This is a genomic window from Kitasatospora sp. NPDC006697, from assembly GCF_042869935.1.
Lineage (GTDB): Bacteria > Actinomycetota > Actinomycetes > Streptomycetales > Streptomycetaceae > Kitasatospora.
The window spans coordinates 14,093-37,691 of the sequence record NZ_JBIAGU010000012.1 but is presented as its reverse complement, the minus strand read 5'-3'; the positions used below and the strand labels follow the sequence as shown (position 1 = coordinate 37,691).

At 75.0% G+C, this 23,599-nt stretch carries 24 protein-coding genes; 14 read left to right on the top strand and 10 right to left on the bottom strand.

Translation table 11 applies throughout. The features are described 5' to 3' along the window. Positions 1-9 precede the first annotated feature (9 nt). Positions 10-747: a peptidyl-tRNA hydrolase gene (locus ACFYNO_RS18330; RefSeq protein WP_388012694.1), complete on the top strand. Its 738-nt coding sequence runs from the start codon at positions 10-12 to the stop codon at positions 745-747. A 101-nt stretch (positions 748-848) separates the two neighbouring features. Here ACFYNO_RS18330 and ACFYNO_RS18325 read toward each other — a convergent pair whose 3' ends face one another. After that, a complete protein-coding gene (locus ACFYNO_RS18325; RefSeq protein ID WP_388012691.1) occupies positions 849-1,253 on the bottom strand; it encodes a winged helix-turn-helix transcriptional regulator in 405 nt (134 codons plus the stop codon). Positions 1,254-1,406: 153 nt separating this feature from the next. Between ACFYNO_RS18325 and ACFYNO_RS18320 the strand changes: the two genes are divergently transcribed. Both ACFYNO_RS18320 and ACFYNO_RS18315 read left to right on the top strand, forming a co-directional pair. Then, positions 1,407-2,270, top strand: coding sequence for an NmrA family NAD(P)-binding protein (locus ACFYNO_RS18320; RefSeq protein WP_388012688.1), 864 nt, complete (start codon positions 1,407-1,409; stop codon positions 2,268-2,270). A 61-nt stretch (positions 2,271-2,331) separates the two neighbouring features. Then, complete coding sequence (locus tag ACFYNO_RS18315) at positions 2,332-2,889, top strand: hypothetical protein (protein WP_388012685.1); 558 nt, start codon at positions 2,332-2,334, stop codon at positions 2,887-2,889. On the opposite strand, the gene ACFYNO_RS18310 is transcribed toward ACFYNO_RS18315, so the two are convergent. Further along, positions 2,879-3,295, bottom strand: coding sequence for a VOC family protein (locus ACFYNO_RS18310; RefSeq protein WP_388012682.1), 417 nt, complete (start codon positions 3,293-3,295; stop codon positions 2,879-2,881). The two genes, ACFYNO_RS18315 and ACFYNO_RS18310, sit on opposite strands and share 11 nt — an antisense overlap. Before the next feature lie 94 nt (positions 3,296-3,389). Between ACFYNO_RS18310 and ACFYNO_RS18305 the strand changes: the two genes are divergently transcribed. Then, positions 3,390-4,370, top strand: coding sequence for a helix-turn-helix transcriptional regulator (locus ACFYNO_RS18305; protein ID WP_388012679.1), 981 nt, complete (start codon positions 3,390-3,392; stop codon positions 4,368-4,370). Between the two features lie 20 nt (positions 4,371-4,390). On the opposite strand, the gene ACFYNO_RS18300 is transcribed toward ACFYNO_RS18305, so the two are convergent. The 3 genes from ACFYNO_RS18300 to modA are packed head-to-tail and all read right to left on the bottom strand — an operon-like array spanning position 4,391 to position 7,115. Continuing rightward, positions 4,391-5,449: an ABC transporter ATP-binding protein gene (locus ACFYNO_RS18300; protein WP_388012676.1), complete on the bottom strand. Its 1,059-nt coding sequence runs from the start codon at positions 5,447-5,449 to the stop codon at positions 4,391-4,393. Between the two features lie 14 nt (positions 5,450-5,463). Further along, the gene (gene modB / locus ACFYNO_RS18295) at positions 5,464-6,261 is read right to left on the bottom strand and encodes a molybdate ABC transporter permease subunit (protein ID WP_388012673.1); all 798 of its coding nucleotides are present in this window, start codon (positions 6,259-6,261) and stop codon (positions 5,464-5,466) included. Beyond that, the gene (modA, locus tag ACFYNO_RS18290) at positions 6,258-7,115 is read right to left on the bottom strand and encodes a molybdate ABC transporter substrate-binding protein (RefSeq protein WP_388012670.1); all 858 of its coding nucleotides are present in this window, start codon (positions 7,113-7,115) and stop codon (positions 6,258-6,260) included. Before modA ends, modB begins: the two co-directional genes overlap by 4 nt. Before the next feature lie 310 nt (positions 7,116-7,425). On the opposite strand from modA, the gene ACFYNO_RS18285 reads away from it, so the two are divergent. The 5 genes from ACFYNO_RS18285 (at position 7,426) to ACFYNO_RS18265 (ending at position 14,587) form a co-directional block, all read left to right on the top strand. Continuing rightward, a complete protein-coding gene (locus ACFYNO_RS18285) occupies positions 7,426-8,388 on the top strand; it encodes a hypothetical protein (protein ID WP_388012667.1) in 963 nt (320 codons plus the stop codon). 263 nt (positions 8,389-8,651) lie between these two features. Continuing rightward, positions 8,652-9,371: a response regulator gene (locus ACFYNO_RS18280; RefSeq protein ID WP_388012664.1), complete on the top strand. Its 720-nt coding sequence runs from the start codon at positions 8,652-8,654 to the stop codon at positions 9,369-9,371. A gap of 159 nt (positions 9,372-9,530) precedes the next feature. Beyond that, positions 9,531-10,904 (top strand): diaminobutyrate--2-oxoglutarate transaminase family protein, encoded by a 1,374-nt coding sequence (locus ACFYNO_RS18275; protein WP_388012661.1) that lies wholly within the window; start codon positions 9,531-9,533, stop codon positions 10,902-10,904. Positions 10,905-10,932: 28 nt separating this feature from the next. Beyond that, positions 10,933-12,429 carry a pyridoxal phosphate-dependent decarboxylase family protein gene (locus ACFYNO_RS18270; RefSeq protein ID WP_388012658.1) on the top strand — a complete coding sequence of 499 codons (1,497 nt, stop codon included), beginning with the start codon at positions 10,933-10,935 and terminating at the stop codon, positions 12,427-12,429. 301 nt (positions 12,430-12,730) lie between these two features. After that, the gene (locus ACFYNO_RS18265) at positions 12,731-14,587 is read left to right on the top strand and encodes a phospholipase C (protein WP_388012655.1); all 1,857 of its coding nucleotides are present in this window, start codon (positions 12,731-12,733) and stop codon (positions 14,585-14,587) included. Positions 14,588-14,682: 95 nt separating this feature from the next. On the opposite strand, the gene ACFYNO_RS18260 is transcribed toward ACFYNO_RS18265, so the two are convergent. Both ACFYNO_RS18260 and ACFYNO_RS18255 read right to left on the bottom strand, forming a co-directional pair. Further along, the gene (locus tag ACFYNO_RS18260) at positions 14,683-15,486 is read right to left on the bottom strand and encodes an inositol monophosphatase family protein (RefSeq protein ID WP_388013316.1); all 804 of its coding nucleotides are present in this window, start codon (positions 15,484-15,486) and stop codon (positions 14,683-14,685) included. Positions 15,487-15,713: 227 nt separating this feature from the next. Further along, a complete protein-coding gene (locus ACFYNO_RS18255) occupies positions 15,714-16,202 on the bottom strand; it encodes a MarR family winged helix-turn-helix transcriptional regulator (RefSeq protein ID WP_388012652.1) in 489 nt (162 codons plus the stop codon). 56 nt (positions 16,203-16,258) lie between these two features. On the opposite strand from ACFYNO_RS18255, the gene ACFYNO_RS18250 reads away from it, so the two are divergent. After that, complete coding sequence (locus tag ACFYNO_RS18250) at positions 16,259-17,140, top strand: NmrA family NAD(P)-binding protein (RefSeq protein ID WP_388012649.1); 882 nt, start codon at positions 16,259-16,261, stop codon at positions 17,138-17,140. Between the two features lie 36 nt (positions 17,141-17,176). Here ACFYNO_RS18250 and ACFYNO_RS18245 read toward each other — a convergent pair whose 3' ends face one another. After that, entirely contained in the window at positions 17,177-17,590 is a 414-nt protein-coding gene (locus ACFYNO_RS18245; protein ID WP_388012646.1) for a winged helix-turn-helix transcriptional regulator, read from the bottom strand. A 101-nt stretch (positions 17,591-17,691) separates the two neighbouring features. Between ACFYNO_RS18245 and ACFYNO_RS18240 the strand changes: the two genes are divergently transcribed. After that, complete coding sequence (locus tag ACFYNO_RS18240) at positions 17,692-18,543, top strand: alpha/beta fold hydrolase (protein WP_388012643.1); 852 nt, start codon at positions 17,692-17,694, stop codon at positions 18,541-18,543. Here ACFYNO_RS18240 and ACFYNO_RS18235 read toward each other — a convergent pair. Together ACFYNO_RS18235 and ACFYNO_RS18230 are read right to left on the bottom strand one after the other, a co-directional pair. Next, positions 18,464-19,096 (bottom strand): NUDIX domain-containing protein, encoded by a 633-nt coding sequence (locus ACFYNO_RS18235; RefSeq protein WP_388012640.1) that lies wholly within the window; start codon positions 19,094-19,096, stop codon positions 18,464-18,466. The genes ACFYNO_RS18240 and ACFYNO_RS18235 overlap by 80 nt on opposite strands. Positions 19,097-19,206: 110 nt before the next feature. Then, positions 19,207-19,980, bottom strand: a complete 774-nt coding sequence (locus ACFYNO_RS18230; RefSeq protein WP_388013314.1) for a MerR family transcriptional regulator — start codon at positions 19,978-19,980, stop codon at positions 19,207-19,209. Positions 19,981-20,138: 158 nt separating this feature from the next. Between ACFYNO_RS18230 and ACFYNO_RS18225 the strand changes: the two genes are divergently transcribed. The 3 genes from ACFYNO_RS18225 to ACFYNO_RS18215 are packed head-to-tail and all read left to right on the top strand — an operon-like array spanning position 20,139 to position 23,502. Then, positions 20,139-21,701, top strand: coding sequence for a flavin-containing monooxygenase (locus tag ACFYNO_RS18225; protein ID WP_388012637.1), 1,563 nt, complete (start codon positions 20,139-20,141; stop codon positions 21,699-21,701). Further along, positions 21,698-22,609 carry an alpha/beta fold hydrolase gene (locus ACFYNO_RS18220; RefSeq protein WP_388012634.1) on the top strand — a complete coding sequence of 304 codons (912 nt, stop codon included), beginning with the start codon at positions 21,698-21,700 and terminating at the stop codon, positions 22,607-22,609. The genes ACFYNO_RS18225 and ACFYNO_RS18220 overlap by 4 nt, the downstream gene beginning before the upstream one ends. Continuing rightward, a complete protein-coding gene (locus tag ACFYNO_RS18215) occupies positions 22,606-23,502 on the top strand; it encodes an SDR family oxidoreductase (protein WP_388012631.1) in 897 nt (298 codons plus the stop codon). The genes ACFYNO_RS18220 and ACFYNO_RS18215 overlap by 4 nt, the downstream gene beginning before the upstream one ends. Positions 23,503-23,599: the final 97 nt, after the last annotated feature.

Genomic DNA, 23,599 nt, shown 5'->3' with positions numbered 1-23,599 from the left:
GCTGGCGCGGTGACTGCTCCCGCCTCCCCCTCGCCCTTCACCACCGATCCGGACGACCGCGACGAGAAGCAGCAGTACGTGCTGCCGCTGGTCGTGCACCTGGAGAAGACCGACCCGCCGGCCCGGACCGACGCGCTGGAGACCTCGGCCCGCGCCGTGCTCACGCTGCTCGCCGATCCGCGGGCGGTGGGCGAGGGCGAGTGGGCGGCGGCCGTGCACGCCTGGGAGGACGCGCGGATCCGCAAGGTGGTCCGGCGGGCCCGGGGCGGGGAGTGGCGCAGGACCGGTGAGCTGCCCGGCATCACGGTGACCGGCCAGGCCGCCGAGGTGCGGGTCTTCCCGCCGATCCCGCTGGACGGCTGGCCCAAGGAGCTGGCCAAGCTGCAGGTCTCCGGCACCGAACTGGACGACCCGGAGGGCTATGAGGCGCCCGAGCCCGACCCCGAGGTGCCGGTGCTCTGGCTCAACCCGGAGGTGTCGATGAGCGCCGGCAAGACCATGGCGCAGACCGGCCACGCCGCCCAGCTCGCCTGGTGGCGGCTGGACGAGGCGCAGCGCAAGGAGTGGGAGGCGAGCGGCTTCGCGCTCGCCGTGCGCACCGCACCCGCCGAGCGGTGGGCCGAGCTGATGAGCGGTCCGTTCCCGGTGGTGCGGGACGCGGGGTTCACCGAGATCGCCCCCGGGCCGACCGTCGCCGTCGAAGGCGGCACCCGCTACTGCCCCACCCCGCGCCTCCGGCGCCCGTGAGCGCTTGGCCGCCGCCCCGGAGGCCGCGGCGGGTCAGCCCGCCGAGGCGTTCCGCGCGCTGATCCCCGCCACGCGGCGGCATCCTGAGCGGTGACCGCCGGCTACCGGGGGCGCCCGGTGCGGTCGTCGTACGCCTCGCGGGCGGAGATGACCTCCTCGATGTGCAGCACGGACCACTCCGTGAGCGCCTTCAGCGGTCCCCGCAGCGTCCGGCCGAGTGCGGTCAGTTCGTACTCCACGCGCGGCGGCACCTCCGGGTAGACGGTCCGGCCGACCAGCCCGTCGCGTTCGAGGGTGCGCAGCGTCTGGGTGAGCATCTTCTCGCTCACGCCCCCCAGCGCCTGCCGGAGCCGGCTGAACCGGGAGGTCCCGGTCCGGCCGAGCTCGCCCAGCACGAGGACCGCCCACTTGCTGCCGATCTGGTCGAGCAGGTCCCGCGACGGGCAGCCGCGTGCGTACGGATCGAAGGGCGGCAGGGGCCCGGTCGCGTTCTCGACAGCGGTCATGCGGCTCACCTCGATGCTTTCGGCTAGGTAAGTACCCTACCAAGAAGTGGCTACTCCCCAATGGAAAGCATCCAGGTCATTCTGGGTTCCATCCCGCCGCGGACGGACCGCGGCAGGCGTGCGAGGCACGCGTGGAAGGAAGGAACGACCGCCATGTCGATCGTCGTCACCGGAGCCACCGGCCGGCTGGGCAGGCTCACCGTCGAGGCACTGCTGCGGCGCGGGATCCCGGCCGCGGACATCATCGCGACCGGCCGGGACATCGCGAAGATCAAGGATCTGGCCGACCGGGGCATCACGGTGCGCCGCGCCGACTTCGCGGATGCCGACGGCCTGGCCGAGGCGTTCGCGGGGGCGGACCGGCTGCTGCTGATCTCGGCCTCGGTACCCCTGGTCGAGCGGGTCGCCCACCACCGCCGCGTGATCGACGCCGCGGCCTCCGCGGGCGTGTCGCTGGTGGTGTACACGAGTGCGGCGCACGCGGACACGGCCACCACCGTCATCGGCACCACGCACCGCGAGACCGAGGAGTACCTGCGGGACCGCGGAATCCCCAGCGTGGTCCTGCGCAACGGCTGGTACCTGGAGAACTACACCGGCCAGCTGCCGCAGATCCTGCAGAACGGCGCCGTCGCCGGCGCCGCGGGCGAGGGGCGGATCAGCGCCGCGCCCATCGCCGACTACGCCGAGGCCGCGGCAGCCGTCCTCACCGCCGAAGGCCACACCGGCGCCGTGTACGAGCTGGGCGGCGACGAGTCCTTCACCCTGGCCGAGCTCGCCGCCGCGATCTCCGCCGCGGCCGGACAGCCGGTCGCCTACGCGGACCTCCCGATGGCCGAGTTCGCCCGGGTGCTGGCCGCCGCGGGCGTGCCCGCCGAGCTGGCGGAGCTCCTCGCCGACGCCGACCGCGGCATGAGCCGCGGCGAGATGTACACCGACTCCGGCGATCTGCGGCGCCTGATCGGCCGCCCGCCCGTGCCCCTGGCCGAGGCGCTCGCGGTCGCCCTGCGGCACTGAGGCCGCGCGGGCGAGGCCGGCGGCCGGAGTGGCTTAGGCAAGGCTAAGCTAATATCTCGGCGTGAACGCTTCGACCTCCCACCACTGCGGCTGCGGCGCCGAGCACCTGCAGCGAACCGTCTGGCGTATCGCCGCGGTCTGCATCGGCTGGTACGCCGTCATCCTGGCGTCCCAGCACGCGCATCCGGGGCCGGGCCTGCGCTCGGCGGCGCTCGGCGTCCACCTGGTGAGCCTCGCGGTGGGCTTCGGTGCGGTGCTCGCCGTGGACGGGCTGGGCCTGGCGGTGCTCGCGGGCCGCAGCAGGCTGTCGACCCTGCTCGCGTTCTCGGCCCGGGCCGAGTGGCTGATCTGGGCCGGCTTCCTCGGCCTCGCCGTCTCCGGCACGGCCCTGCAGCCGGACTTCGGCAGCCGGTGGACGGCCGTCAACCTGACCGCCGCCCTGGTCGCCGCGGTGAACGGGGTCCTCGCCAACCGGCTGCGACGGACCCTCCCCGCCGGGACGGCGGCGGGCCGTTGGCAGGACCTGCCCGCCTCCGTCCTGTGGCGGGCCGGCTGCTCGGCGGTCGTGTCGCAGGCCGCCTGGTGGACCTCGATCCTGATCGGGACCCTCACGAGCTGACCCCGTGGCCGGCCGCGAACTTCTGGACGGCCTCCGGGGTGACGGGGGTGAAGAAGTTGACGAGGTTGCCGTCGGGGTCGCGGAACAGCAGCGACCGGTTGCCCCAGGGCATGGTGGTGGGCCCGGCGACGAAGTCGGTGACGAAGCCGGTGAGGTTCCGGTGGACGAGGTCCACGTCCTCGACCAGGAACTCGGTGATCACGCTCTGGTTCTCCGCCGGGCGGGCGGAGCCCGGGGCGAAGAGCGGGACGGTGCGGGTGCTGCCGATCGCGAGGGTGGCGCCCGCGGTCCTGAGCTCGGCGAAGTCCTCGGTGGCCCAGGTCGCCCGCACCCCCGTGGCCCGCTCGTAGAAGTCGACCAGGCGTGCGATGTCGCCGGTGATGATGCGGATCGAGACGAACTGCACGGGACTCTCCTTGGCTCTGCGGGAGGCGGGCACCTCGCAGGCTAGGAGAAATAGTGGACAGAATCGGTCCGGTATTCGGGCTAGGCTGCGAAACATGGTTCGACCCACCGGCCGCGTGCTGACCCTCCTGGAGCTGCTGCAGTCGGGCGGCACCCGGACGGTGGCCGAGCTCGCCGACCGGCTCGGCGTCGAAGGCCGCACCGTGCGCCGGTACGTGGACCAGCTGATCGACCTGGACGTGCCGGTGGAGTCGGTGCGCGGCCGCTACGGCGGCTACCGGCTCGCCCCCGGGCACCGCCTGCCCCCGCTCATGCTCAACGACGAGGAGGCGCTGGCCGTGCTGCTCGGCCTGCTCGCCGGCCGCCGGGCGGGCTTGACGACGGATCACACGGCGAGCGAGACGGCGGCGGCGAAGATCCGGCGGGTGCTGCCCCAGCACCTCGCCCGCCGGCTCGACGCACTCCTGGAGGCCCTCGTCCTCACGGACCGGCCCGGCGAGCTCGACCCGCCGGATGCCGGGATCCTGCTCACCCTCGCCGACGCCGTGCGCCACCGCCGGCCGGTCGCGATCCGCTACACCGACCGCGACGGACGGCGCAGCGACCGCACCCTGCACGCGTACGGGATCGTCGCGCACGCGGGCCAGTGGTACGTCACGGGCCGGGACGCCCGGAGCGACCAGGACCGGACCTTCCGGCTCGACCGCATCGCGGACGCCAGGACCCTGCCCGGCTCCTTCGAAGTGCCCGCCGGCCCCGGTCCGGCGGAGCGCCTGCTCTCCGGGTTCGCCACGGCCGAGTACCGGCACGAGGTGACCCTGCGGATCCACGGCACGGTCGAGCAGGTCCGCGCGCACCTGCCCGCCGCCGTCGCACGCCTCGAGGAGCAGGAGACCGATCCGGCGGCCGAGCGGTGGCGGCGGGTCGAGCTGCGGGTGGAACGGCTCGACTGGCTGCCTGCGGTGCTCGCCGCGCTCGACCGGCCGTTCGTCATCGAGCGCCCCGATCGGCTCCGCGACCTCGTCACCGCGCTCGCCGACCGGCTCGGCTCCCGCGCCGCCCGCTCCGAGGGCTGAGCGGGCGCGGCCGGCCCCTGTCAGGCCGGGTAGGCGCGGGTCTGGGCGGCCTTGACGGTGGCCCAGACGCGGGTGCCGGGGGAGAGGTCCAGCTCGTGCACGGCGGCCGGGGTCAGGTCGGCGGCCAGCTCCAGGGGGCCGGACAGTTCGGCGCGGACCAGGTCGCCGTGCAGGTCCAGTCCGGCCACCGTCAGCTCCCAGCGGTTGCGGGCGCTGCTGGCCTCGGGGCGGGCGCGGTGCAGGGTGACTGCGGCGGGCGGGAAGGCGGCGAAGGCCGGGCCCGACACCTCGTCGGCCGTGGCCAGCCGGACCCCGCCCGGCAGCAGCACCTCGTGCCCGGCGGCCTCGCCCCGGTAGAGGTTCAGGCCGACCAGCCGGGCGATGTAGTCGGTGCGCGGGTGCCGGGAGACCTGCTCCGGGGTGCCGGACTGCACCTCGCGGCCGTCCTCGATCACCACCAGCCGGTCGGCCAGCACCATCGCGTCCAGCGGATCGTGCGTCACCAGCACCGCCACCGCCTCGAAGCCGGCCAGATGGCGGCGCAGCTGCGAGCGCACCTCCAGCCGGGTGCGGGCGTCCAGCGCGGCCAGCGGCTCGTCCAGCAGCAGCAGCCGGGGCCGCACCGCCAGCGCCCGGCCGAGCGCCACCCGCTGCGCCTGCCCGCCGGAGAGCCGGCCCGGGCGGGCGGCGGCGTGGTCGGCCAGGCCCAGCCGGTCCAGCCAGCCGGCCGCCTCGGCCCGGGCGGCGGCCTTGCCGCGGCCCTGGCAGCGCAGCCCGAAGGCGATGTTGTCCAGCGCGCTCAGGTGCGGGAAGAGCAGGTAGTCCTGGAAGACCACGCCGACCGGGCGGCGCTCCGGCGGGGTGTGCACGCCGGCGTCCGGGTCGGCCAGCACGGTGCCGTCCAGCCGCAGCCGGCCGCCGTCCAGCTCCAGCAGGCCGGCCAGGGCGCGCAGTGCGGTGGACTTGCCGGCGCCGTTCGGGCCGAGCAGCGCCACCACCTCGCCGGGGCGGGCGGTGAGCGCCAGGTCGAGGGCGAAGCCGGGGCGCCGGATGCGCAGTTCGGCATCGAGTCCGGTCATGCGGGGGGCCTCCGTCATGGTGTGCTCATCCAGCGGCCGCGCAGGCCGGCCAGCACGGCGACGGAGACCGCGAGCAGCACCAGGCTGAGCGCGATCGCCGCCTCGGGGTCGTTCTCCATGGCCAGGTAGACCGCCAGCGGCATGGTCTGGGTGCGGCCCGGGAAGTTGCCCGCGAAGGTGATGGTGGCGCCGAACTCGCCGAGCGCCCGGGCCCAGGCCAGCACCGCGCCGGCCGCCACGCCCGGGGCGACCAGCGGCAGGGTGACTCGGCGGAAGGCGGTGAGCCGGGAGGCGCCCAGGGTGGCGGCCGCCTCCTCGTAGCGGGGGTCGGCGGCGCGCAGCGCGCCCTCCACGCTGATCACCAGGAACGGCATGGCGACGAAGGCCTCCGCCACCACCACACCCGTGGTGGTGAACGGCAGGGTGAAGCCGAAGGCCGAGTCCAGCCAGCGGCCGACGATCCCGTTGCGCCCCAGCACCAGCAGCAGCGCGACGCCGCCGACCACCGGCGGCAGCACCAGCGGCAGCGTCACCAGCGCCCGGACCAGCCCGCGGCCCGGGAACTCGGTGCGGGCCAGCAGCCAGGCCAGCGGCACACCGAGCAGCAGCGAGACGGCGGTCGCGGAGGTGGCGCAGAACAGCGAGAGCTTCAGCGCCTCCCAGACGTCCGGGCTGGTGAGCTGCTCCGGCAGCGACCGCCACGGCGCCCTGACCAGCAGGCCGACCAGCGGCAGTACCAGGAAGAGCAGCCCGAGCAGCCCCGGCAGCAGCAGCGCGACCGGGACCCGGCTCCGGGAGGCGCGGCGGCTCACGAAGAGGAGGCCGACGGGGAGGCCGTCGCGGCGGGCTGCTGGAAGCCGGCGGCCGTCAGCACCTGCTCGCCCTCGGCCGACTCGACGAAGGCGACGAAGGCCTTGGCCGCGGACGGGTTGGGCGCCTTGGCGAGATCGGCGATCGGGTAGTCGTTGATCGCCTTGGCCGCCTCCGGGAAGTCGACTCCGTCGATCTTCGCCGCATCGGCCTTGACGTCGGTCTGGTAGACGATCGAGGCGTCCACCTCGCCCAGCTCCACCTTGGTCAGCGCGCTCTTGACGTCCTGCTCCTGGGTGACCGGGGTGAGGGTGACGCCGCCGGCCTTGAGCGCGGTCTGGGCGGCCGCGCCGCAGGGCACCTGCGGAGCGCAGAGCGCCACCTTGACGCCCGGGGCGGCCAGGTCCCTCAGAGCGGCGACGTGCTTGGGGTTGCCCTTGGGGACGGCGATCTCCAGGGTGTTGCGGACGAAGACCCGGGGGTCCTCGGCGGTGCCCTTGGCGTCGGTGACGGTCTTCATGGTGGCCGGCGAGGCGGCGGCGAAGACGTCGGCCGGGGCGCCGCTGACGATGCTCTGGGCCAGCTGGGAGCTGCCGCCGAAGTTGAACTTCACCGTGGTGCCCGGGTGGGCGGTCTCGAACTTCTTACCCAGGTCGGTGAAGGTGCCCTGGAGCGAGGCGGCCGCGAAGACGGTGATCGTGCCGGAGAGCGCGGGTGCGGCGGCCGAGGCGGCCGAGGTGCCGGTGGACGGGCTGCCGGAGGACGACTTCGCGCTGCTGGAGCAGGCGGTGAGGCCGACGGCCAGCGCGAGAACGGCGGCGGTCGCGGCGGCGACCCGGGTCGGGGCGGTGATCATGTGCGGTTCCCCTCCTGCCGGGCCCGGTGGGCACCGGCGGTGCGGTCAGGTGCGGGCCGGTCCGCCGCGCGGTGCGGCGGAAGGGAGCGGCCCTGGTGGCGGCTGGTGCTCCTGGGGGCTCGCAGGTGCGACCGCCGTGGCGATCATAGTGCCGCAAATGCAAGCCTGAAATCCCCTGTTCCTTTGCACAGCCGAAACCCGGGGGAGGGGAGGCCGGGCTGTGCGAACGGGGCCGGAGGCGGGGTGCTGGCGACGCACCGGAGTGGTCTGCTGACGGAGTGTGGCCGATCTGGACCGTACGCTGACAAATATGATCACGCGTCAGCACGGTCGGCAGACCGGACCGCGCAGCCCGGAGCACTGGGCCGCCCTGCTCGGCAGCTACCGCCGCAGCCGGGCCGCCGCGCCCGGCGACCACGGCCGGTCCGCGGCCCCGCTCGGCCACGAGATCGCGCTCGGCGCCCCCGCCCCGCTGGCCGCCGCCCTCTTCGACCCGGCCGCCGGGACCGGCGCGGCCGGCGAGCAGGACGGCTGGGTCGGCCCGCTCTGGGAGGTGCTGGCCCGCCGCCACGGCTGGGAGGTGCTGGCCCCGCTGCCGCTGCCCGAGCCGGTCCGCACCCTGGTCGCGCACACCCGGGCGCTGCTCGGCGACCGGCTCCCGGAGGAGCACCCGGCCGACCCCGTGCCGCTGCGGCTGCGCCCGTGGGAGACGGCCGGCTGGGAGCCGTCCGGCCGGGTCACCGTCTACGGCCCGGACGGCCGGGCCGCCACCGCGCACCACTCGCTGCCCGACAGCCGCGAAGGCCTCGCCCCGCTCCGGCTGCCCGCCCCCGCCCTCCCGCTCACCGGCCCGGTCCGGCCCGCCACCGCGGCGCTCGCCGCGCTCTGCGACTGGCTCGACGTCAGATGCGCCCGCGGCACCGCCGCGCAGGCGGCCGCCCTGCTCTGTCCGGCCGCCCGCAGCGGCCCGGTGACGGGCGGCTACCTGCCGTTCGCGGCCGTCTACCCGGCCCTGGTCCGCGCCGGTTCCGGCGCCGGCGCACACCGCCGCTCCAGCGGCGCCGCCCGCGGCCGCCTCGCCGTCTGGCGGGCGCTCGCCGCGATCGCCGACCCGGGCGGCCGGGCCACGGCGGCGGAGGTCGACGCGCTGGTGGCGCGGATGCGGTGCTTCACGTGGTGCGAGCCGGCGGACGAGATCTGGCACCTGCACCTGGCGCTGGAGGACCCGGCGAGCGGGTTGGCGTGGGTGGTGAGCGGGTGCGACTACGACTGAGGGGGGTGGGGGCTCTTCGGGCCTTCGGCCTTCAGGCTTTCCAGTCAGCGGCGCCCCAGGTGGCGGCCTCGGCCCGGCCGGCTAGCGCCCCCGCCGGGCACCCACCGCCCGCTGGTGCCCTGACCTGCGCTTACCGTTCCTACGTTGTCGGTCCGTTGGTGGGCCGTTTGCGGTGCGCGGTGGGCTGGGCGAGGGATTGGTGGATCCTCTAAGTAAGGTGGGGATCGCCGACAGTGCGGCTGGCTTGGGGGAGGACCGCGGGCGTGACACGGGTATTGGTGGTGGACGACCAGGCGCTGATCCGTGGCGCGCTGGCCGCGCTGATCAGGGCCGCGCCGGGGATGGAGGTGGTCGGGGAGGCCGCCTCCGGGGTCGAGGCGGTGGCGCTGGCGGCCGAGACCAGGCCGGACATCGTGTTGATGGACATCCGGATGCTGCCGCCGCGCCGGGAGCCGGGCCAGCCCGTCCGGGACGAGCCCGAGGCCATCGACGGCATCGCCGCCACCGCGCGGATCCTCGCCGAGGCGGTCGAGCCCGCGCCGCGGGTGATCATCCTGACCACCTTCGACCTGGACGAGTACGTCTACGCCGCGCTGCGCGCCGGGGCCGCGGGGTTCCTGCTCAAGGACACCCCGCCGGAGCGCCTGCTGGCCGCGGTGCGGACGGTGGCCGCGGGCGACATGCTCTTCTCGCCCAGCGTGGTCTGCCGCCTGATCGAGGCCTACGCCGGCGGCCCCGGCGCCCCGGGGGTGGCCGTCGCGCCGCCCGTGCTCGATCCACTGACCAGCCGTGAGGTGGACGTGCTGCGGCTGGTCGGCCGGGGGCTGTCCAATCCCGAGATCGCCGAGCGGCTGCTGGTCAGCGTGGCCACCGTGAAGACCCACCTGAACCGGGCGATGGCCAAGCTCAACGTCTCCAGCCGGGCCCAGGCCGTGGTGCTCGCCTACGAGAGCGGGCTGGTCACCCCCGGCAGCGCCGACTGACTCGTCAGATCGATCTGACCAGCTGGCGATATGACCATATGTCAACAAATGAGCACCCGTCAGCCGTGACCCGACGGTCGCCCCCTCGTTGGGCCGGGTGGAGCGCTGAGCCGCATGACAGCTGAGCTAAGGTTAGGCTTACCTAACTTTGGAGGTGTCGTGACCCTCACCGCCGCACCCAACGCGGAGCCCGCCACAGCAGGGGAGGCGATCCTGCGCCGTCAGCGGGTGCGCGAGTCCGCCGCCCGGACGTACGCCCGTTCCTTCCCGATCGTCCCCGTCCGGGCCGCCGGCATGACCGTGGAGGGCGCCGACGGGCGCCGCTACCTGGACTGCCTCTCCGGCGCCGGCTCGCTCGCGCTCGGCCACAACCACCCCGTGGTGCTGGCCGCCATCCGCCGCACCCTGGACAGCGGTGCGCCGCTGCACCTGCTCGACCTCGCCACGGCCGAGAAGGACGAGTTCACCACCGCGCTGCTGGAGACCCTGCCCGCCGAGTTCGCCGCCCGGGCCAAGGTGCACTTCTGCGGGCCGGCCGGCACCGACGCGGTGGAGGCGGCGCTGAAGCTGATGCAGACCGCCACCGGCCGGCGCGGCACCCTCGCCTTCACCGGCGGCTACCACGGCATGACGGCCGGCGCGCTCGCCGTCACCGGCAACGTGGCCGCCAAGGAGGCGCTGCCGGCCGGCGGCGAGGTGACCAGGCTGCCCTACCCCTTCTCCTACCGCTGCCCGTTCGGCCTCGGCGGCGAGGCGGGCGAGCGGGTCGCCGCCCGCTACACCGAGCGGCTGCTCGACGACCCGTCGGGCGGTGTGGTGCGGCCCGCCGCGATGATCGTGGAGGCCGTGCAGGGCGAGGGCGGCGCGGTGCCGGCCCCCGACGGCTGGCTGCGCGAGATGCGCCGGATCACCGCCGAGCGCGGCATCCCGCTGATCGTCGACGAGGTGCAGACCGGCCTCGGCCGCACCGGCGCGATGTGGGCCGTCGAGCACAGCGGCATCATGCCCGACGCGATGGTGCTCTCCAAGGCGATCGGCGGCAGCCTGCCGCTGGCCGTGTTGGTCTACCGGGAGGAGTACGACGGCTGGCGGCCCGGCGCGCACACCGGCACCTTCCGCGGCAACACGCTGGCGATGGCGGCGGGCGCGGCCACCCTGCGCTACGTGGCCGCCAACGGGCTGGCCGAGCGCGCCGCGCAGGTGGGCCGGCTGCTGCTGGCGGAGCTGAACGGGCTGCGCGGGCGGCTGCCGGTGATCGGTGACGTCCGGGGGCGCGGGCTGATGATCGGCGTCGAGCTGGTGGACGCCGCGGCCGAGGCCGACGAGTGCGGGGCCCGGCCGGCCGATCCGGCGCTGGCGCTGCGGGTCCGCGAGGCCTGCCTGGCGCGCGGGCTGATCGTGGAGCTGGGCGGGCGGCAGGACGCGGTGCTGCGGCTGCTGCCGCCGCTGACCATCACGGACGAGCAGGTCCGGGCGGTGCTGGACCGGTTGGCCGATGCGATCGAGTCCGTGGCAGGGTCACGGGGTGAATGACGGAGCATCTGGTCAGGAGGCCGGCGGAGTGCTGGGGCAGGGAACCGGGAGTGCGGTGGGGGACGCGACGGCGCTGGCCGGAGGGACGGACGGGCCGGCGGCGCTGCGGCCGCTGCTGGAGACGGTGCTGACCGCGCTGGCCGACGGCGCCGCCGCGCGCGGCGGGCCGGTGGCGGCGGGCGAGCCGGAGAAGCAGGCGGCGGCGGTGCGGGAGGCGATCGCCGCGGCCGCCGGGCCCGACCTCGCCTCGCTCACCCGGCTGCTCGCGCAGGGCGCCGCCGACCCCGCCGATCCGGCCTGCGCCGCCCACCTGCACTGCCCGCCGCTGGCCGTGGCGGTGGCCGCCGACCTGGCGGTGAGTGCGCTCAACCCCTCGCTGGACTCCTGGGACCAGGCGCCCGCCGCCACCGTGCTGGAGACCGAACTGATCGGGGAGCTGGCCGAACTGGTCGGCTACCGCCGGGCGGAGGCGGCCGGAGTGGTCACCTCCGGCGGCACCGAGTCCAACCTGATGGCGCTGATGCTGGCCCGGGACACCGTCTTGGCCGGCCCGGACCGCCGGGTCGAGCTGGACGGGGTCGACCCGGCCCGGCGCCCGCGGTTCTTCGCCTCCGCCGCCGCGCACTTCTCCGTCCAGCGGTCGGCGGCACTGCTCGGGCTGGGGGAGCGGGCGGTGGTCCCGGTGGCGGTGGACGGCGCCGGGCGGATGGACCCGCGGGCGCTGGCGGGGGCGCTGGCGGCGGCCCGGGCTGCCGGCGAGACGCCGGTGGCGGTGGTGGCCACGGCCGGCACCACCGAGACCGGTGCGATCGACCCGCTGCCCGCCTGCGCCGAGTTGGCCGCCGAGCACGGCGCCTGGCTGCACGTGGACGCCGCGTACGGCGGCGGCGCGCTGCTCTCCGACCGGCTGGCGCCGCTGCTGGACGGCGTGCAGCTCGCCGACTCGGTCAGCCTGGACTGGCACAAGCTCGGCTGGCAGCCGGTCGCCGCCGGGGTGTTCCTGGTCCGCCGGGCCGAGAGCTACGCCTCGCTGGCCCGCCGCGCCGCCTACCTCAACCCGGCGGACGACGAGGCGGCCGGCTACCCCAGCCTGCTCGGCCGCTCGCTGCGCACCACCCGGCGGGCCGACGCCTTCCCGATCGCCGTGACCCTGCGCACGCTGGGCCGGGCCGGGCTCGGGCAGTTGGTGGACCGCTGCCACGAGCTGGCCCGGTACACCGCCGGACGGGTGCGCGAGCAGGCGGAGTTGGAGCTCCACGGGGAGCCGGCGCTGACCACGGTGGTGTTCCGGGTCCGGCGGGCGGACGGCGGCGACGCGTTCAACGCCGAACTGCGGCGGCGGCTGCTGGCCGCCGGGCGGGCGGTCCTCGGCCGGGCCGAACTGCCCGCGCCGGACGCGCCGGCGGGCACGGCGGGTGCGGTGGAGGTCTGGCTGAAGCTGACCCTGCTCAACCCGCACACCACCGAGGCCGCACTGGACCGGGTGCTCGACGAGGTGCTGCGCGCCGCCCGCGACCTCGGCTGACGGCGCTCCGGAACCCGGGGCGCCCGCACGGCCGGGTGCCCCGGACATGCCCTGCCGGTGGAGCAACCGGCCTGGCGCCCGGGCTTCGTCAAGCGGGTGCCGGAACGGCTGCCGGTGCTCCAGTAGCCGCTTGATGAAGCCCGGATGCCGGCAGGCCCCACCCCTCGGCCGTCGCCCGCCGGTGCGCAGCGGGATGCCGTTCGCACGGTCGGCACCGGACCTTTGACCGGACGTCGGTTCACCGTCTCCTGGGTGCGGTTCGCTCGCCCCCGTCCCGTCGTTCTCTGGCAAGAAGGCTTCCATGCATCGAGTGCATCGCACCAAGCGTCTGCTGGCCGGCGCGGCGGCGGTCGCCGCCGGTCTCTCCGCGGTCGCCGCCACGCCCGGCGAGGCGGTGGCCCAGCCTGCCCGCCACACCCAGTCGCCGATCAAGCACCTGGTGGTCATCTACCAGGAGAACGTCTCCTTCGACCACTACTTCGGCACCTACCCGAACGCCGCGAACACCGCCGGGCAGGCGTTCACGGCCAAGCCGGGCACGCCCAAGGTCAACGGGCTCACCACCAGCCTGCTGACCGCCAACCCCAACGGGGTCAACCCGCGCCGCTACGCCCCGAACGCGGTGGGCGACGTGCTGACCTGCGACCAGGACCACAACTACGCCGACGAGCAGCAGGCCTTCGACGGCGGCAGGATGGACCGGTTCCCGCAGACCGTCGGCAACGAGAGCGGCGTCTCGCCGACCGGCACGCCCTGCGTGGCCGGCGACGTGATGAACTACTACGACGGCAACACCGTCACCGCGATGTGGAACTACGCCCAGCGGTACGCGATGAGCGACAACTCCTACGGCACCACCTTCGGTCCGTCGTCGCCCGGCGCCGTCAACCTGATCTCCGGCAACACCGGCGGCGTCGACATGTCGCACACCGCCAACAACCCGTCGGTCGCCACCGCCGCCAAGCCCAACGCCGACCTCACCGCGGACGGCCGGGGCGGCTACTCGCTGACCAGCGACGCCCAGCCGTACTGGGACGACTGCTCCACCCGCGACGCGGTCGCGCTGAGCGGCAGGAACGTCGGCGACGAGCTGAACGCGGCCGGTCTGTCCTGGGGCTTCTTCGAGGGCGGCTTCCGGCCGACCACCACCTTCGACGCCGCGGCCGCCGCCACCGGCCACGCCGGGCAGCCGACCTCGACCTTCCTCGCGGACGAGTTCAAGAGCGCCGGCCTCAACAACGCCGTGCCGCACTCCTCCAACCAGGGCCTGTGCGACGCCGTCCACCCGGTCGGCACCGGCCTGGCCGCCCCGCTGGCCACCGGCACCGGCCAGTACGGCTGGAAGGACGACTACATCCCGCACCACCAGCCGTTCCAGTACTACGCCTCCACCGCCAACCCGCACCACCTGACCCTGCCCACCGACGCGAACGGCCGCGACACCCGCGCCGGGCTGCGCTCGATCGGCACCGACACCCAGCACTACGCCGGCGGTCAGCCGCAGTTCGACACCCCGAACCACCAGTACGACACCAGTGACTTCGACCAGCTGGTGACGGCGATCGGCCACGGCCAGCTGCCCGGCTCGGCGCTGCCGGCCGTCAGCTTCCTCAAGGCCCCCGGCTACCAGGACGGCCACGCCGCGTACTCGGACCCGTACGACGAGCAGAAGTTCATCGTCGACGAGATCAACGCGCTGCAGCACACGCCGGACTGGAAGGACACCGCGGTCGTCATCGCCTACGACGACTCCGACGGCTGGTACGACCACGCGTACTCCGGTGTGACCAACCCGTCCGCCTCGGCCGCCGACTCGCTCTCGGGCACCGGTGCCTGCGGCAGCGGCACCCCGATCGCCGGCCAGAACGGCCGCTGCGGCTACGGCCCGCGCCTGCCGCTGGTGGTCATCTCGCCCTGGGCGAAGCGCAATTCGGTCGACCACACGCTGACCGACCAGTCCTCGATCACCAAGTTCGTCGAGGACAACTGGACCCTGCCGCGGATCCCCGGCAGCACCGACGCGGTCGCGGGCAGCCTGAACAACCTGTTCGACTTCCCGCGCGGCAAGGGCCACGGCCGCGGTGACGGGGACGACGCCCCGAACGCGCGTCCGTTCCTGCTCGACCCGGCCACCGGCCAGCCGACCGGGCGCCGGTAAGCGGTAGGCCTGACGGCGAGGGCGGGCACCCGGCGAACCGGGTGCCCGCCCTCGCCGTTGCCGCCGGACGTTGTCGCCGCCGGCCGCCGCCGCCGCTACTCGTGCAGGCCCAGCAGGATCGCCCGGGTGCGCTCCCAGGCGTGCGGGTCGGAGGCGACCAGCAGGCCGTCGATGCCGCCCGGCGGGTCGGCGCGGTACGGGGCGCCGTCGAGGCGGGCCGAGACGCCGCCGGTCTCCCGGACCAGCAGCGAGCCCGGGGCGTGGTCCCAGGGCAGGGTGCGCCAGTAGAGCAGGAACTCCAGGTCTCCGTCGGCCACCAGCGGGTACTCCATGCCGGCCGAGCGGCGGCCGGCGGTGAGCTGCCCGAAGGCCGGTATCCGGGTGTCCAGGCCGGGGAAGAGGCCGGGGCGGCGCAGGTAGTGCTTGACCGAGCCGCGCCACTCCTCCGGGCCGCCCGCCGCCGGGGGCCGGACCAGCCGGTGGCCGTCCCGCCAGGCGCCCGCGCCGAGTTCGGCGATGTAGCTGGTGCGGGTCATCGGCTGCCAGATCCAGGAGGCCACCGCCTCGCCGTCCCGGATCAGCGTGGCCATCACCGCGAAGTCCGGGCGGCCGGCGACGAAGTTGGCGGTCCCGTCGACCGGGTCGACCAGCCAGCAGGCGGGCTCGTTGTGCAGCGCCCGGGCCAGCGCCGGATCGGCCGCCACCGCCTCCTCGCCGACCACCGGCACCGGGAGCAGCTCGCGCAACCGGCGGGTGATGATCTGCTCGGCCTCGCGGTCGGCGACGGTCACCAGGTCGCCGGGGGCCTTCTCCATCACCTCGCCGGCCGCCAGGGCACGGAACCGCGGCTCGACGGCCTGGGCGGACGCCTCGGTGAGGATCTCCGCCACCTTCTCCATGAGCACGCCGGCACGCTCCCTTCGCTCGTTACCACTCTCGCACGGCCCTGGTGATGCGACCTGCGGCGGCCACCCGGCTGGCGGCACGGGCGGGGGCGGGGAGCGGCGGGGCAGGCGTGGTCCGGGTGCTGACTGTCCGGCAGGCGCGGGCGGGGGCCGGGCGGGGGCCGGGCCGGGGGTGACGCTGCGCGGGGCGGGCGGTCGCAGGCGGTGAGGCGCGGCCCGGGTCAGTGCTCGATGCCGGCCGCCGGGCCGCGGGCCGCGAGGCGGGCGACCTGGCGGCGGCCCAGGGCGGTGGTGCGCCGCATGTGCCGGATCAGCAGGGCCAGCTCGGCCTCGGTGTCCTGGTCGAAGAGCGCGTCCCAGTCCACCGCCAGTTCCCGCCAGAGCGCGCCGAACCGGGCCATCGCGGCGGGGTCGAGCTGGACCAGCACCCGGCGGCGGTCCTGCGCGTCCCGCTCCCGCCGCACGTAGCCGGCCTTGACCAGGCGGTCCACCAGGCGGGTGGCGGACCCGCTGGTGAGGCCGGTCAGCTCGGCGATCTGGCCGGTGGTGACCGACCCGGGCTCCAGCGAGAGCAGGTTGAGGCACTGCACGTCGGTGGGGTGCAGGCCCAGGTGGTCGGCGATGGCCTGGTTGAAGAGCACGTAGGAGGCGACGTAGCGGCGGGACTCGTCGCGCAGGTCGGCCAGCAGGGCGGCACGGCTCGGGGTCATCGTGATGCCTCTCAAATTAGTTGCGCGACGCAGGCAATGCCTCGTACGTTATCTGCATGACGCAGATATCTTACTCTGCGCCGGTCGCCGTGACCGGTGCCACCGGTGCCCAGGGCGGCGCCGCCACCCGCGCCCTGCTCGCCGCCGGCCGGCCCGTGCGGGCGCTCACCCGCACCCCCGGCTCGCCCGCCGCCGACGCGCTGCGCGCGCTCGGCGCGGAAGTCGTCCGGGCCGACTTCGAGGACCCCGGCTCGCTGCGCTCCGCGCTCACCGGCGCCGGTGCGCTCTTCGCGATGTCGACGCCCTTCGGCACCGGCTTCGCCGCCGAGACCCGGCAGGGCATCGCGCTGCTGGACGCCGCCCGGGCGGCGGGCTCCGTCGCCCACGTGGTCCTCAGCTCGGCCGCCAACGCCGACCGGGGCACCGGCATCCCGCACTTCGAGAGCAAGTACCTGATCGAGCGCCACCTCGCCGGCCTCGGCCTGCCCTGGACGGTGCTCGGCCCGGCCGCCTTCATGGAGAACTACGCCAACGAGTGGACCATGCGCTCGCTGCGCGCGGGCGAGCTCGCCATCCCGCTCCCGGTGGACCACCCGCTGCCGGTGGTCGCCGCCGCCGACATCGGCGCCTTCGCCGCGCTCGCGCTGGCCGAGCCGGAGCGGTTCGCGGGCCGCCGGATCGACCTGGCCTCGCAGTGGAGCACGCCCTCCCGGCTGGCCGCCGCCATCGCGGCCGCCACCGGCCGCCCGATCGCCGCCCGCGAGGTGCCGCTGGCCGTGGCCGCGACCTACTCGCCCGACCTGGCGACGATGTTCCGCTACTTCCAGGAGGTGGGCCTGGAGTTGGACGCCGAGGCCCTGCACCGGGAGAGCCCCGGCATCGCCTGGCACACCTTCGAGGGGTGGGCGGCCGCCCACACCTGGCGGTTCGACAGCTGACGGGGTGGCGGCGACGGGCGGCGGCGGCCGGCACGGTTAGCCGGGGGCCGACCCGTCGGCGAGCCGGTTGCTGCGGTCGACCTCCGGCATGTGCGTCTCGGCCCAGATCCGCAGCGTGGAGAGCGGTCCCTCGAGGGACCGGCCGAGCTCGGTGAGCCGGTAGTGGACGGCGGGCGGCACGGTGGGTTCCACGCGGCGCGCGGCCAGACCGTCGCGGACCAGGCTCTGCAGGGTGACGGAGAGCATCTTCTGCGAGATGCCGGGGATGCGGCGCCGCAGTTCCGCGAAGCGGAGCTCACCCGGGTCCTCCTCGGCCAGCACCTTGACCGCCATCGACGTCCACTTGGTGCCGATGCGGTCGAGCAGCCGGCGGGTCGGGCAGAGCGGATCCAGCAGGTCACCGCGCTCACCGGGTCGCCGGTCGGGTCCGCCGGGCGTCGACGTGGTCACCTGGAGCTCACCACCTGAAGGGAAAGTGCCGTCTTGGGCCGACCAGCCTAGTTCCCTAGCGTGACCTGGTCACCATCTCTCACCACCCCTGGAGTCCTGCCGTGCCCGAGCTGCGACGCGTCCTGGCCAACGGCGTCGAACTGAACGTCGCCCTCGCCGGATCGGGCCCCGCCGTCCTGCTGCTGCACGGCTTCCCGCACACCTGGGAGCTGTGGACGGACGTCATGGCCGAGCTGTCCGACCGCTACCGCGTCATCGCGCCGGACCTGCGCGGGTTCGGCGCGAGCGGCCGGGCCGCCTCCGGGTACGACGCGGGCACCCTGGCCGAGGACGCCGCGGCGCTTCTCGGCGCGCTCGGCGTGGACTCCGCCGCGGTGGCCGGCATCGACGCCGGCGCCGCGCCGGCCTTCCTCCTCGCCATGCGCCGCCCCGGTCTCGTCCGACGCCTGGTCCTCATGGAGTCCCTATTGGGCAGGCTGCCCGGTGCGGAGGGCTTCCTCGCCGACGGGCCGCCGTGGTGGTTCGGCTTCCACCGCGCCGCGCCCGGGCTCGCCGAGACCGTGCTGGAGGGCCACGAGGCCGCCTACGTCGACTGGTTCCTCGACACCGGCACGCTCGGCGACGGTGTGCGCCCCGCCCTGCGGGACGCGTTCGTCCGCGCCTACACCGGCCGCCAGGCGCTGAGCCGGGCGTTCGCGTACTACCGGGCGCTGCCCGAGAGCGCGGCGCAGATCGAGCAGGCGGTCGCCACCGCCCGCCTGGCGGTGCCGACGATGGCGCTGGGCGCCCGGCCCGTCGGCGCCGCGCTGGAACGCCAACTGCGCCCGGTCGCCGACGATCTCGTCGGACACGTCATCGAGGACTGCGGCCACATCATTCCGCTGCACCGGCCGCACGCCCTGCTCGCGCTGCTGCGCCCGTTCCTGGCCGGGGCGGACGCGGCAGCGGCGTGACCGGAGCGCCGTCCCCGCCGTGCGGCCCGCCCCGCACGGCCGCGGTGTACGCCGCCGCGTCCGCGCCCAGTTCGGCGCGGGTGGCCGACAGCACCCGGACCTCGCCCCCGCTGCGGGCGGCCAGCGCGGCGCGCAGCCGGGACATCCGCAGCGCGCCCATGTAGGCCGGGAGGTCGGCGGGGTCGACCCAGGCGGCGTCGCGGATCTCGTCCGCCTGGAGGCGCAGCGGCGGGTGGGGGAGGGGGACGGTGCCGAGGTCGAAGTAGAACTGGACGCCGGGCATGTTCGGCAGGTCGCCGGCGTCGCCGGTGGCCCAGGCGATGTGGAGCAGCCGTCCGGCCGTCAGGCGCAGCCCGGTCTCCTCCAGCAGCTCCCGCTCCGCGGCCTGCTCGGGCGACTCGCCGGCGTCGATCACCCCGCCCGGGCAGCCCCAGGGCTCGCGGTTGAAGTTGCGGACGAGCAGCACCCGGCCCTGCGGGTCGGTGACGACGCAGGAGACCGCGGGGAAGGCGCGGGCGATGGCGGAGAGGTAGGCCGGAACTTCCTGGGACACCGTCAGAACTCCTTGCGCGGTCGTCGATCGAGTACGTCTGGAGACGCCGTGAGGGGTGCGCTCGGTTCGCGGCCCCGCCCTCGGTCCTCCCGCCCTCGGTCGTCCCGCCCTCAGCGGCGGCGCCGCAGCACCTCGTCGTACTCGCTGTGCACCCGGTGGTCCAGCGCCAGGCTGAACTGGGCGTCCGCGACGGTGCGGGCCAGCGGTCGGACGCGGTGCAGCTGTTCGGTCAGCCGGGCGGCCTCGCCCGGGGCGAGCGGGCGCTCGTCGGCGAGGGCGCCGAGCAGCTGGTCGCGGATCAGGCCGACGAAGACCTCCGCCACCGCGTCGGCGTACTCCTGCGCCTTGCGGGAGGCGTCCAGCACGGCGGCCAGCGGGATGCCCTCCCGGACCAGGGCGACGGTGGCGTCCATCAGCCGGCGGCTGACGTGGGTGATGCCGTCCTCGTGCACGGTGATGTAGCCCTGGGCGAGCGACTCGGCGGTGTTGGCCTCGGTCAGCTGGTCGCCGAAGGCGGCGGCCAGCTCCGACCAGCCGAGCGAGACCGGCGTCTCGTCCGACCAGGGGGAGGTGATCGCGTCGGCGAGCCCGATCAGCTCGGCCACCTCGCGCCCGCTCTCGCCGGCTCCGATCAGCTCGGCGATGCCGCCGAGGGTGTGGCCGCGCTCCAGCAGTTCGGCGATCATCCGCAGCCGGGCCAGGTGGGCCTCGCCGTACCAGGCGATCCGGCCCTCCTTGCGCGGCGGCGGCAGCAGCTTGCGCTCGCGGTAGAAGCGGAGCGTGCGGGTGGTGATGCCGGCGGCCTCGGCCAGCTCCTCGACCCGGTACTCCCGACCCGGCCGAATGCCGGAGTCCGAGTCCGCCCCGCCGCCGTTCCCGATCATCGCCACGCAGCTCAGCATAGGCTGCGGCGCCGGGAATTCGGCCTTGCGGACCCCCTTACAAGAATCAGTGTCAACAGCTACTCTGCCAACCATGCCAGTAATCACTGGCGCGATCCCACCTCCTCTACGCTCGCCCTGCCCCCCGAGAGAGGACCCGCATGGCCGCCCGAACCCCCACTCCGCGCGCCTCACGCACAGCCGTGGACCCAGCGAACCCGGCGGACGCCCCCCACCTGCGGGCCGTCGTGATCGGATCCGGCTTCGGCGGGATCGGCGCCGGGGTGCGCCTGCGCCAGGCCGGTATCACCGACTTCGTCATCCTGGAGCGGGCCGACTCGGTCGGCGGCACCTGGCGCGACAACAGCTACCCCGGCTGCGCCTGCGACGTCCCGTCGCACCTCTACTCCTTCTCCTTCGCGCTCAACCCCGACTGGCCGCGCAGCTTCTCCGGCCACCAGGAGATCCGCGCCTACCTGGAGCGGGTCACCGACAGCCACGGCCTGCGCCCGCACCTGCGGTTCCGGCACGAGGTCACCGAGGCCCGCTGGGAGCCCGAGCACACCCGCTGGCGGGTCACCACCACCCAGGGCAGCTGGACCTGCGACGCGCTGGTCTCCGCCACCGGCCCGCTCTCCGACCCGCAGCTGCCCGACCTCCCCGGCCTCGCCGACTTCCCCGGCCAGGTGTTCCACTCCTCCCGCTGGGACCACGACCTGGACCTGGCCGGCCGACGGGTCGCCGTGGTCGGCACCGGCGCCTCGGCGATCCAGATCGTCCCGTCCATCCAGCCCAAGGTCGGCAAGCTGACGGTCTTCCAGCGCACCCCCGCCTGGGTCCTGCCCAAGGTGGACCGGACGATCAGCGAGCTGGAGAAGCGCATCCACCGGGCCGTGCCCGCCACCACCGCGCTGCGCCGGGCCGCGCTGTTCGCCGCCCGGGAGCTGCAGGTGGACGCCTTCGTCCGCCGCCCGGGCCTGCTCAAGCTGGTCCAGCGGATGGCCGAGCGGCACCTCGCCCAGCAGGTCAAGGACCCGGCGCTGCGGGCCAAGCTGACCCCGGACTACCGGATCGGCTGCAAGCGCATCCTGCTCAGCCAGAGCTACTACCCGGCGCTGGCGGCCGGCAACACCGAGGTGGTCGCCGCCGGCCTGCGCGAGGTGCGCGGCTCCACCCTGGTGGCCGCCGACGGCACCGAGACCGAGGCCGACGTGATCGTCTTCGGCACCGGCTTCCACGTCACCGACATGCCGATCGCCGGCCGGGTCTTCGGCGACCGCGGCCAGAGCCTGGCCGAGGAGTGGAAGGAGGGCGGCATGGAGGCGCTGCGCGGCACCACCGTGCGCGGCTTCCCCAACCTGTTCTTCGTGATCGGCCCCAACACCGGCCTGGGCAACAGCTCGATGATCCTGATGATCGAGTCCTCGGTCGCCTACCTGGTGGAGGCGCTGACCACCCTGCAGTCGGTCGGCGCCACCGCCCTGCAGCCCACCGAGCGGGCCCAGCGGCACTGGAACCAGCGGCTGCAGCACAAGATGGCCCGCACCGTCTGGACCACCGGCGGCTGCCGCAGCTGGTACCTCACCGAGGACGGCAAGAACACCACCCTGTGGCCCGGCTCCACCAGCTCCTACCGCCGCGCCACCCGGCGGATCGACCTGACGGAGTACGAGCTGATCAAGCGCCAGCCCGCACCGGCGGAGAAGCGGCGGGTGACCGCGTGAACGACTTCGAGCTCCCCGCCCCCGCCGAGCGCCGCCGGGTCCGCTCCGCCGACGGCCACTGGATCAACGTCGAGAGCTACGGCCCCGCCGACGCCCCCACCGTGGTGCTCGCGCACGGCTGGACCTGCTCCACCCGGTTCTGGGCCCCGGTGATCCACCGGCTGGCCGCCGACCACCGCCTCATCGCCTACGACCAGCGCGGCCACGGCCGCAGCGACATCCCGCCCGCCCAGCGCGGCTACACCGCCACCGCGCTGGCCGAGGACCTGGAGGCGGTGCTCACCGCCACCGTCCCGGACGGGCAGCGGGCCGTGCTGGCCGGCCACAGCATGGGCGGCATGACCATCATGGCCGCCGGCGACCGCCCGGCCGTCGCCGACCGCACCGCCGCCGTGCTGCTCTGCAGCACCGGCCCGGCCCACCTGGTCGAGCGGCTGCGGGTGCTGCCGGAGGCCGTGCCGGCCGGACCGCGCCGGTTCCTGCACCGCCGGATCCTGCTCTCCCGGCTGCCGCTCGGCCCGGTCACCGCGCCGAGCAGGGCCGTGCTGCGCTACGCGGTGCTCGGCACCGACAGCCGCCCGGACCAGGTGCGGGCCACCGCCGAGATCGTCTTCGCCTGCCCGACCGGGGTGCGCGCCGGCTGGGCCCGGGTGCTGGACCGGCTGGACGTGCGGGACGGTCTGGAGCGGATCGGCGCGCCCACCGCCATCGTGGTCGGCGAGCAGGACAAGCTGACCCCGCCGCCGCACGCCGAACTGATGCAGGCCGCCCTGGCCCGACCGGACGGGCTGCTCCGGCTGCCCGGGACCGGCCACATGTCACCCGTCGAACGCCCCGTCGAGGTGGCCGCCGAGATCCGCCGCCTGGTGACCCGTCACCTCACCACCGAGAGGACCGAAGTCGCATGACCGCCGTTCCCCCGCTCCACCAGCAGGTCGTGGTGGTCACCGGCGCAGCCCGCGGGCTGGGCGCGCTGATGGCCCGCAAGCTCGCCGACCGGGGCGCCAAGGTGGCGCTGGTCGGCCTGGAGCCCGAGGAGCTGAAGGCCGCCGCCGCGCTCTGCGGCCCGGGCGCCGGCTACTGGGAGGCCGATGTCACCGACCTGGAGTCGATGACCGCGGCGGCCGAGCGGATCAAGGAGCGGTACGGGCGGATCGACACCGTGGTGGCCAACGCCGGCATCGCGATCGGCGGACCGCTGCTGGACAGCGACCCGACCGCCTGGAACCGGGTGGTCGAGGTCAACCTGCTGGGCAGCGCCACCACCGCCCGGGCCTTCCTGCCCGCGCTGACCGAATCCCGCGGCTACTACCTGCAGATCGCCTCGCTGGCCGCGATCACCCCCGCCCCGCTGATGAGCGCCTACTGCGCCAGCAAGGCGGGCGTGGAGGCGTTCGCGCACGCGCTGCGCGCCGAGGTGGCGTACCAGGGCGTCAAGGTCGGCGTCGGCTACCTCAGCTGGACCGACACCGACATGGTGCGCGGCGCGGACCAGGACGACGTGATGCGCGAGATGCGGTCCAAGCTGCCCTGGCCCGCCAACCGCACCTACCCGATCGGCCCGGCCGTGGACCGGCTGGTCGCGGGGCTGGCCCGGCGCTCGGCGCACGTCTACGCGCAGGCCTGGCTGCGCGGCATGCAGCCGGTGCGCTGGGTGCTGCCGGCCCTGGTGGCGGCGGTCGGCTCGCGCGAGGTGGCGAAGATGGCGCCGCGGCTGGCGGCCACCGCGCGGGAGCGGCTGCGCCCGGTGGGCGCGGGCGGCGCGGCCGACGACTCGGCCCGCCGGACCTCTCGGCAGTAGGGCGCTACTGAACAGCGGGGACGCACCGGGCCGGGCGGTAGGATTCCGCCCGGTGCGCCCCGCCGCGCACGGCAGCTCCCGATCGAAAGGCCCGCCC

Excerpts from the sequence above, each read along its gene's own strand:
- ACFYNO_RS18325 (WP_388012691.1), bottom strand. The coding sequence starts at position 1,253 with ATGACCGCTGTCGAGAACGCGACCGGGCCCCTGCCGCCCTTCGATCCG.
- ACFYNO_RS18320 (WP_388012688.1), top strand. The coding sequence starts at position 1,407 with ATGTCGATCGTCGTCACCGGAGCCACCGGCCGGCTGGGCAGGCTCACC.
- ACFYNO_RS18305 (WP_388012679.1), top strand. The coding sequence starts at position 3,390 with ATGGTTCGACCCACCGGCCGCGTGCTGACCCTCCTGGAGCTGCTGCAG.
- ACFYNO_RS18300 (WP_388012676.1), bottom strand. The coding sequence starts at position 5,449 with ATGACCGGACTCGATGCCGAACTGCGCATCCGGCGCCCCGGCTTCGCC.
- modA (WP_388012670.1), bottom strand. The coding sequence starts at position 7,115 with ATGATCACCGCCCCGACCCGGGTCGCCGCCGCGACCGCCGCCGTTCTC.
- ACFYNO_RS18285 (WP_388012667.1), top strand. The coding sequence starts at position 7,426 with ATGATCACGCGTCAGCACGGTCGGCAGACCGGACCGCGCAGCCCGGAG.
- ACFYNO_RS18265 (WP_388012655.1), top strand. The coding sequence starts at position 12,731 with ATGCATCGAGTGCATCGCACCAAGCGTCTGCTGGCCGGCGCGGCGGCG.
- ACFYNO_RS18260 (WP_388013316.1), bottom strand. The coding sequence starts at position 15,486 with ATGGAGAAGGTGGCGGAGATCCTCACCGAGGCGTCCGCCCAGGCCGTC.
- ACFYNO_RS18255 (WP_388012652.1), bottom strand. The coding sequence starts at position 16,202 with ATGACCCCGAGCCGTGCCGCCCTGCTGGCCGACCTGCGCGACGAGTCC.
- ACFYNO_RS18250 (WP_388012649.1), top strand. The coding sequence starts at position 16,259 with ATGACGCAGATATCTTACTCTGCGCCGGTCGCCGTGACCGGTGCCACC.
- ACFYNO_RS18230 (WP_388013314.1), bottom strand. The coding sequence starts at position 19,980 with ATGATCGGGAACGGCGGCGGGGCGGACTCGGACTCCGGCATTCGGCCG.
- ACFYNO_RS18225 (WP_388012637.1), top strand. The coding sequence starts at position 20,139 with ATGGCCGCCCGAACCCCCACTCCGCGCGCCTCACGCACAGCCGTGGAC.
- ACFYNO_RS18215 (WP_388012631.1), top strand. The coding sequence starts at position 22,606 with ATGACCGCCGTTCCCCCGCTCCACCAGCAGGTCGTGGTGGTCACCGGC.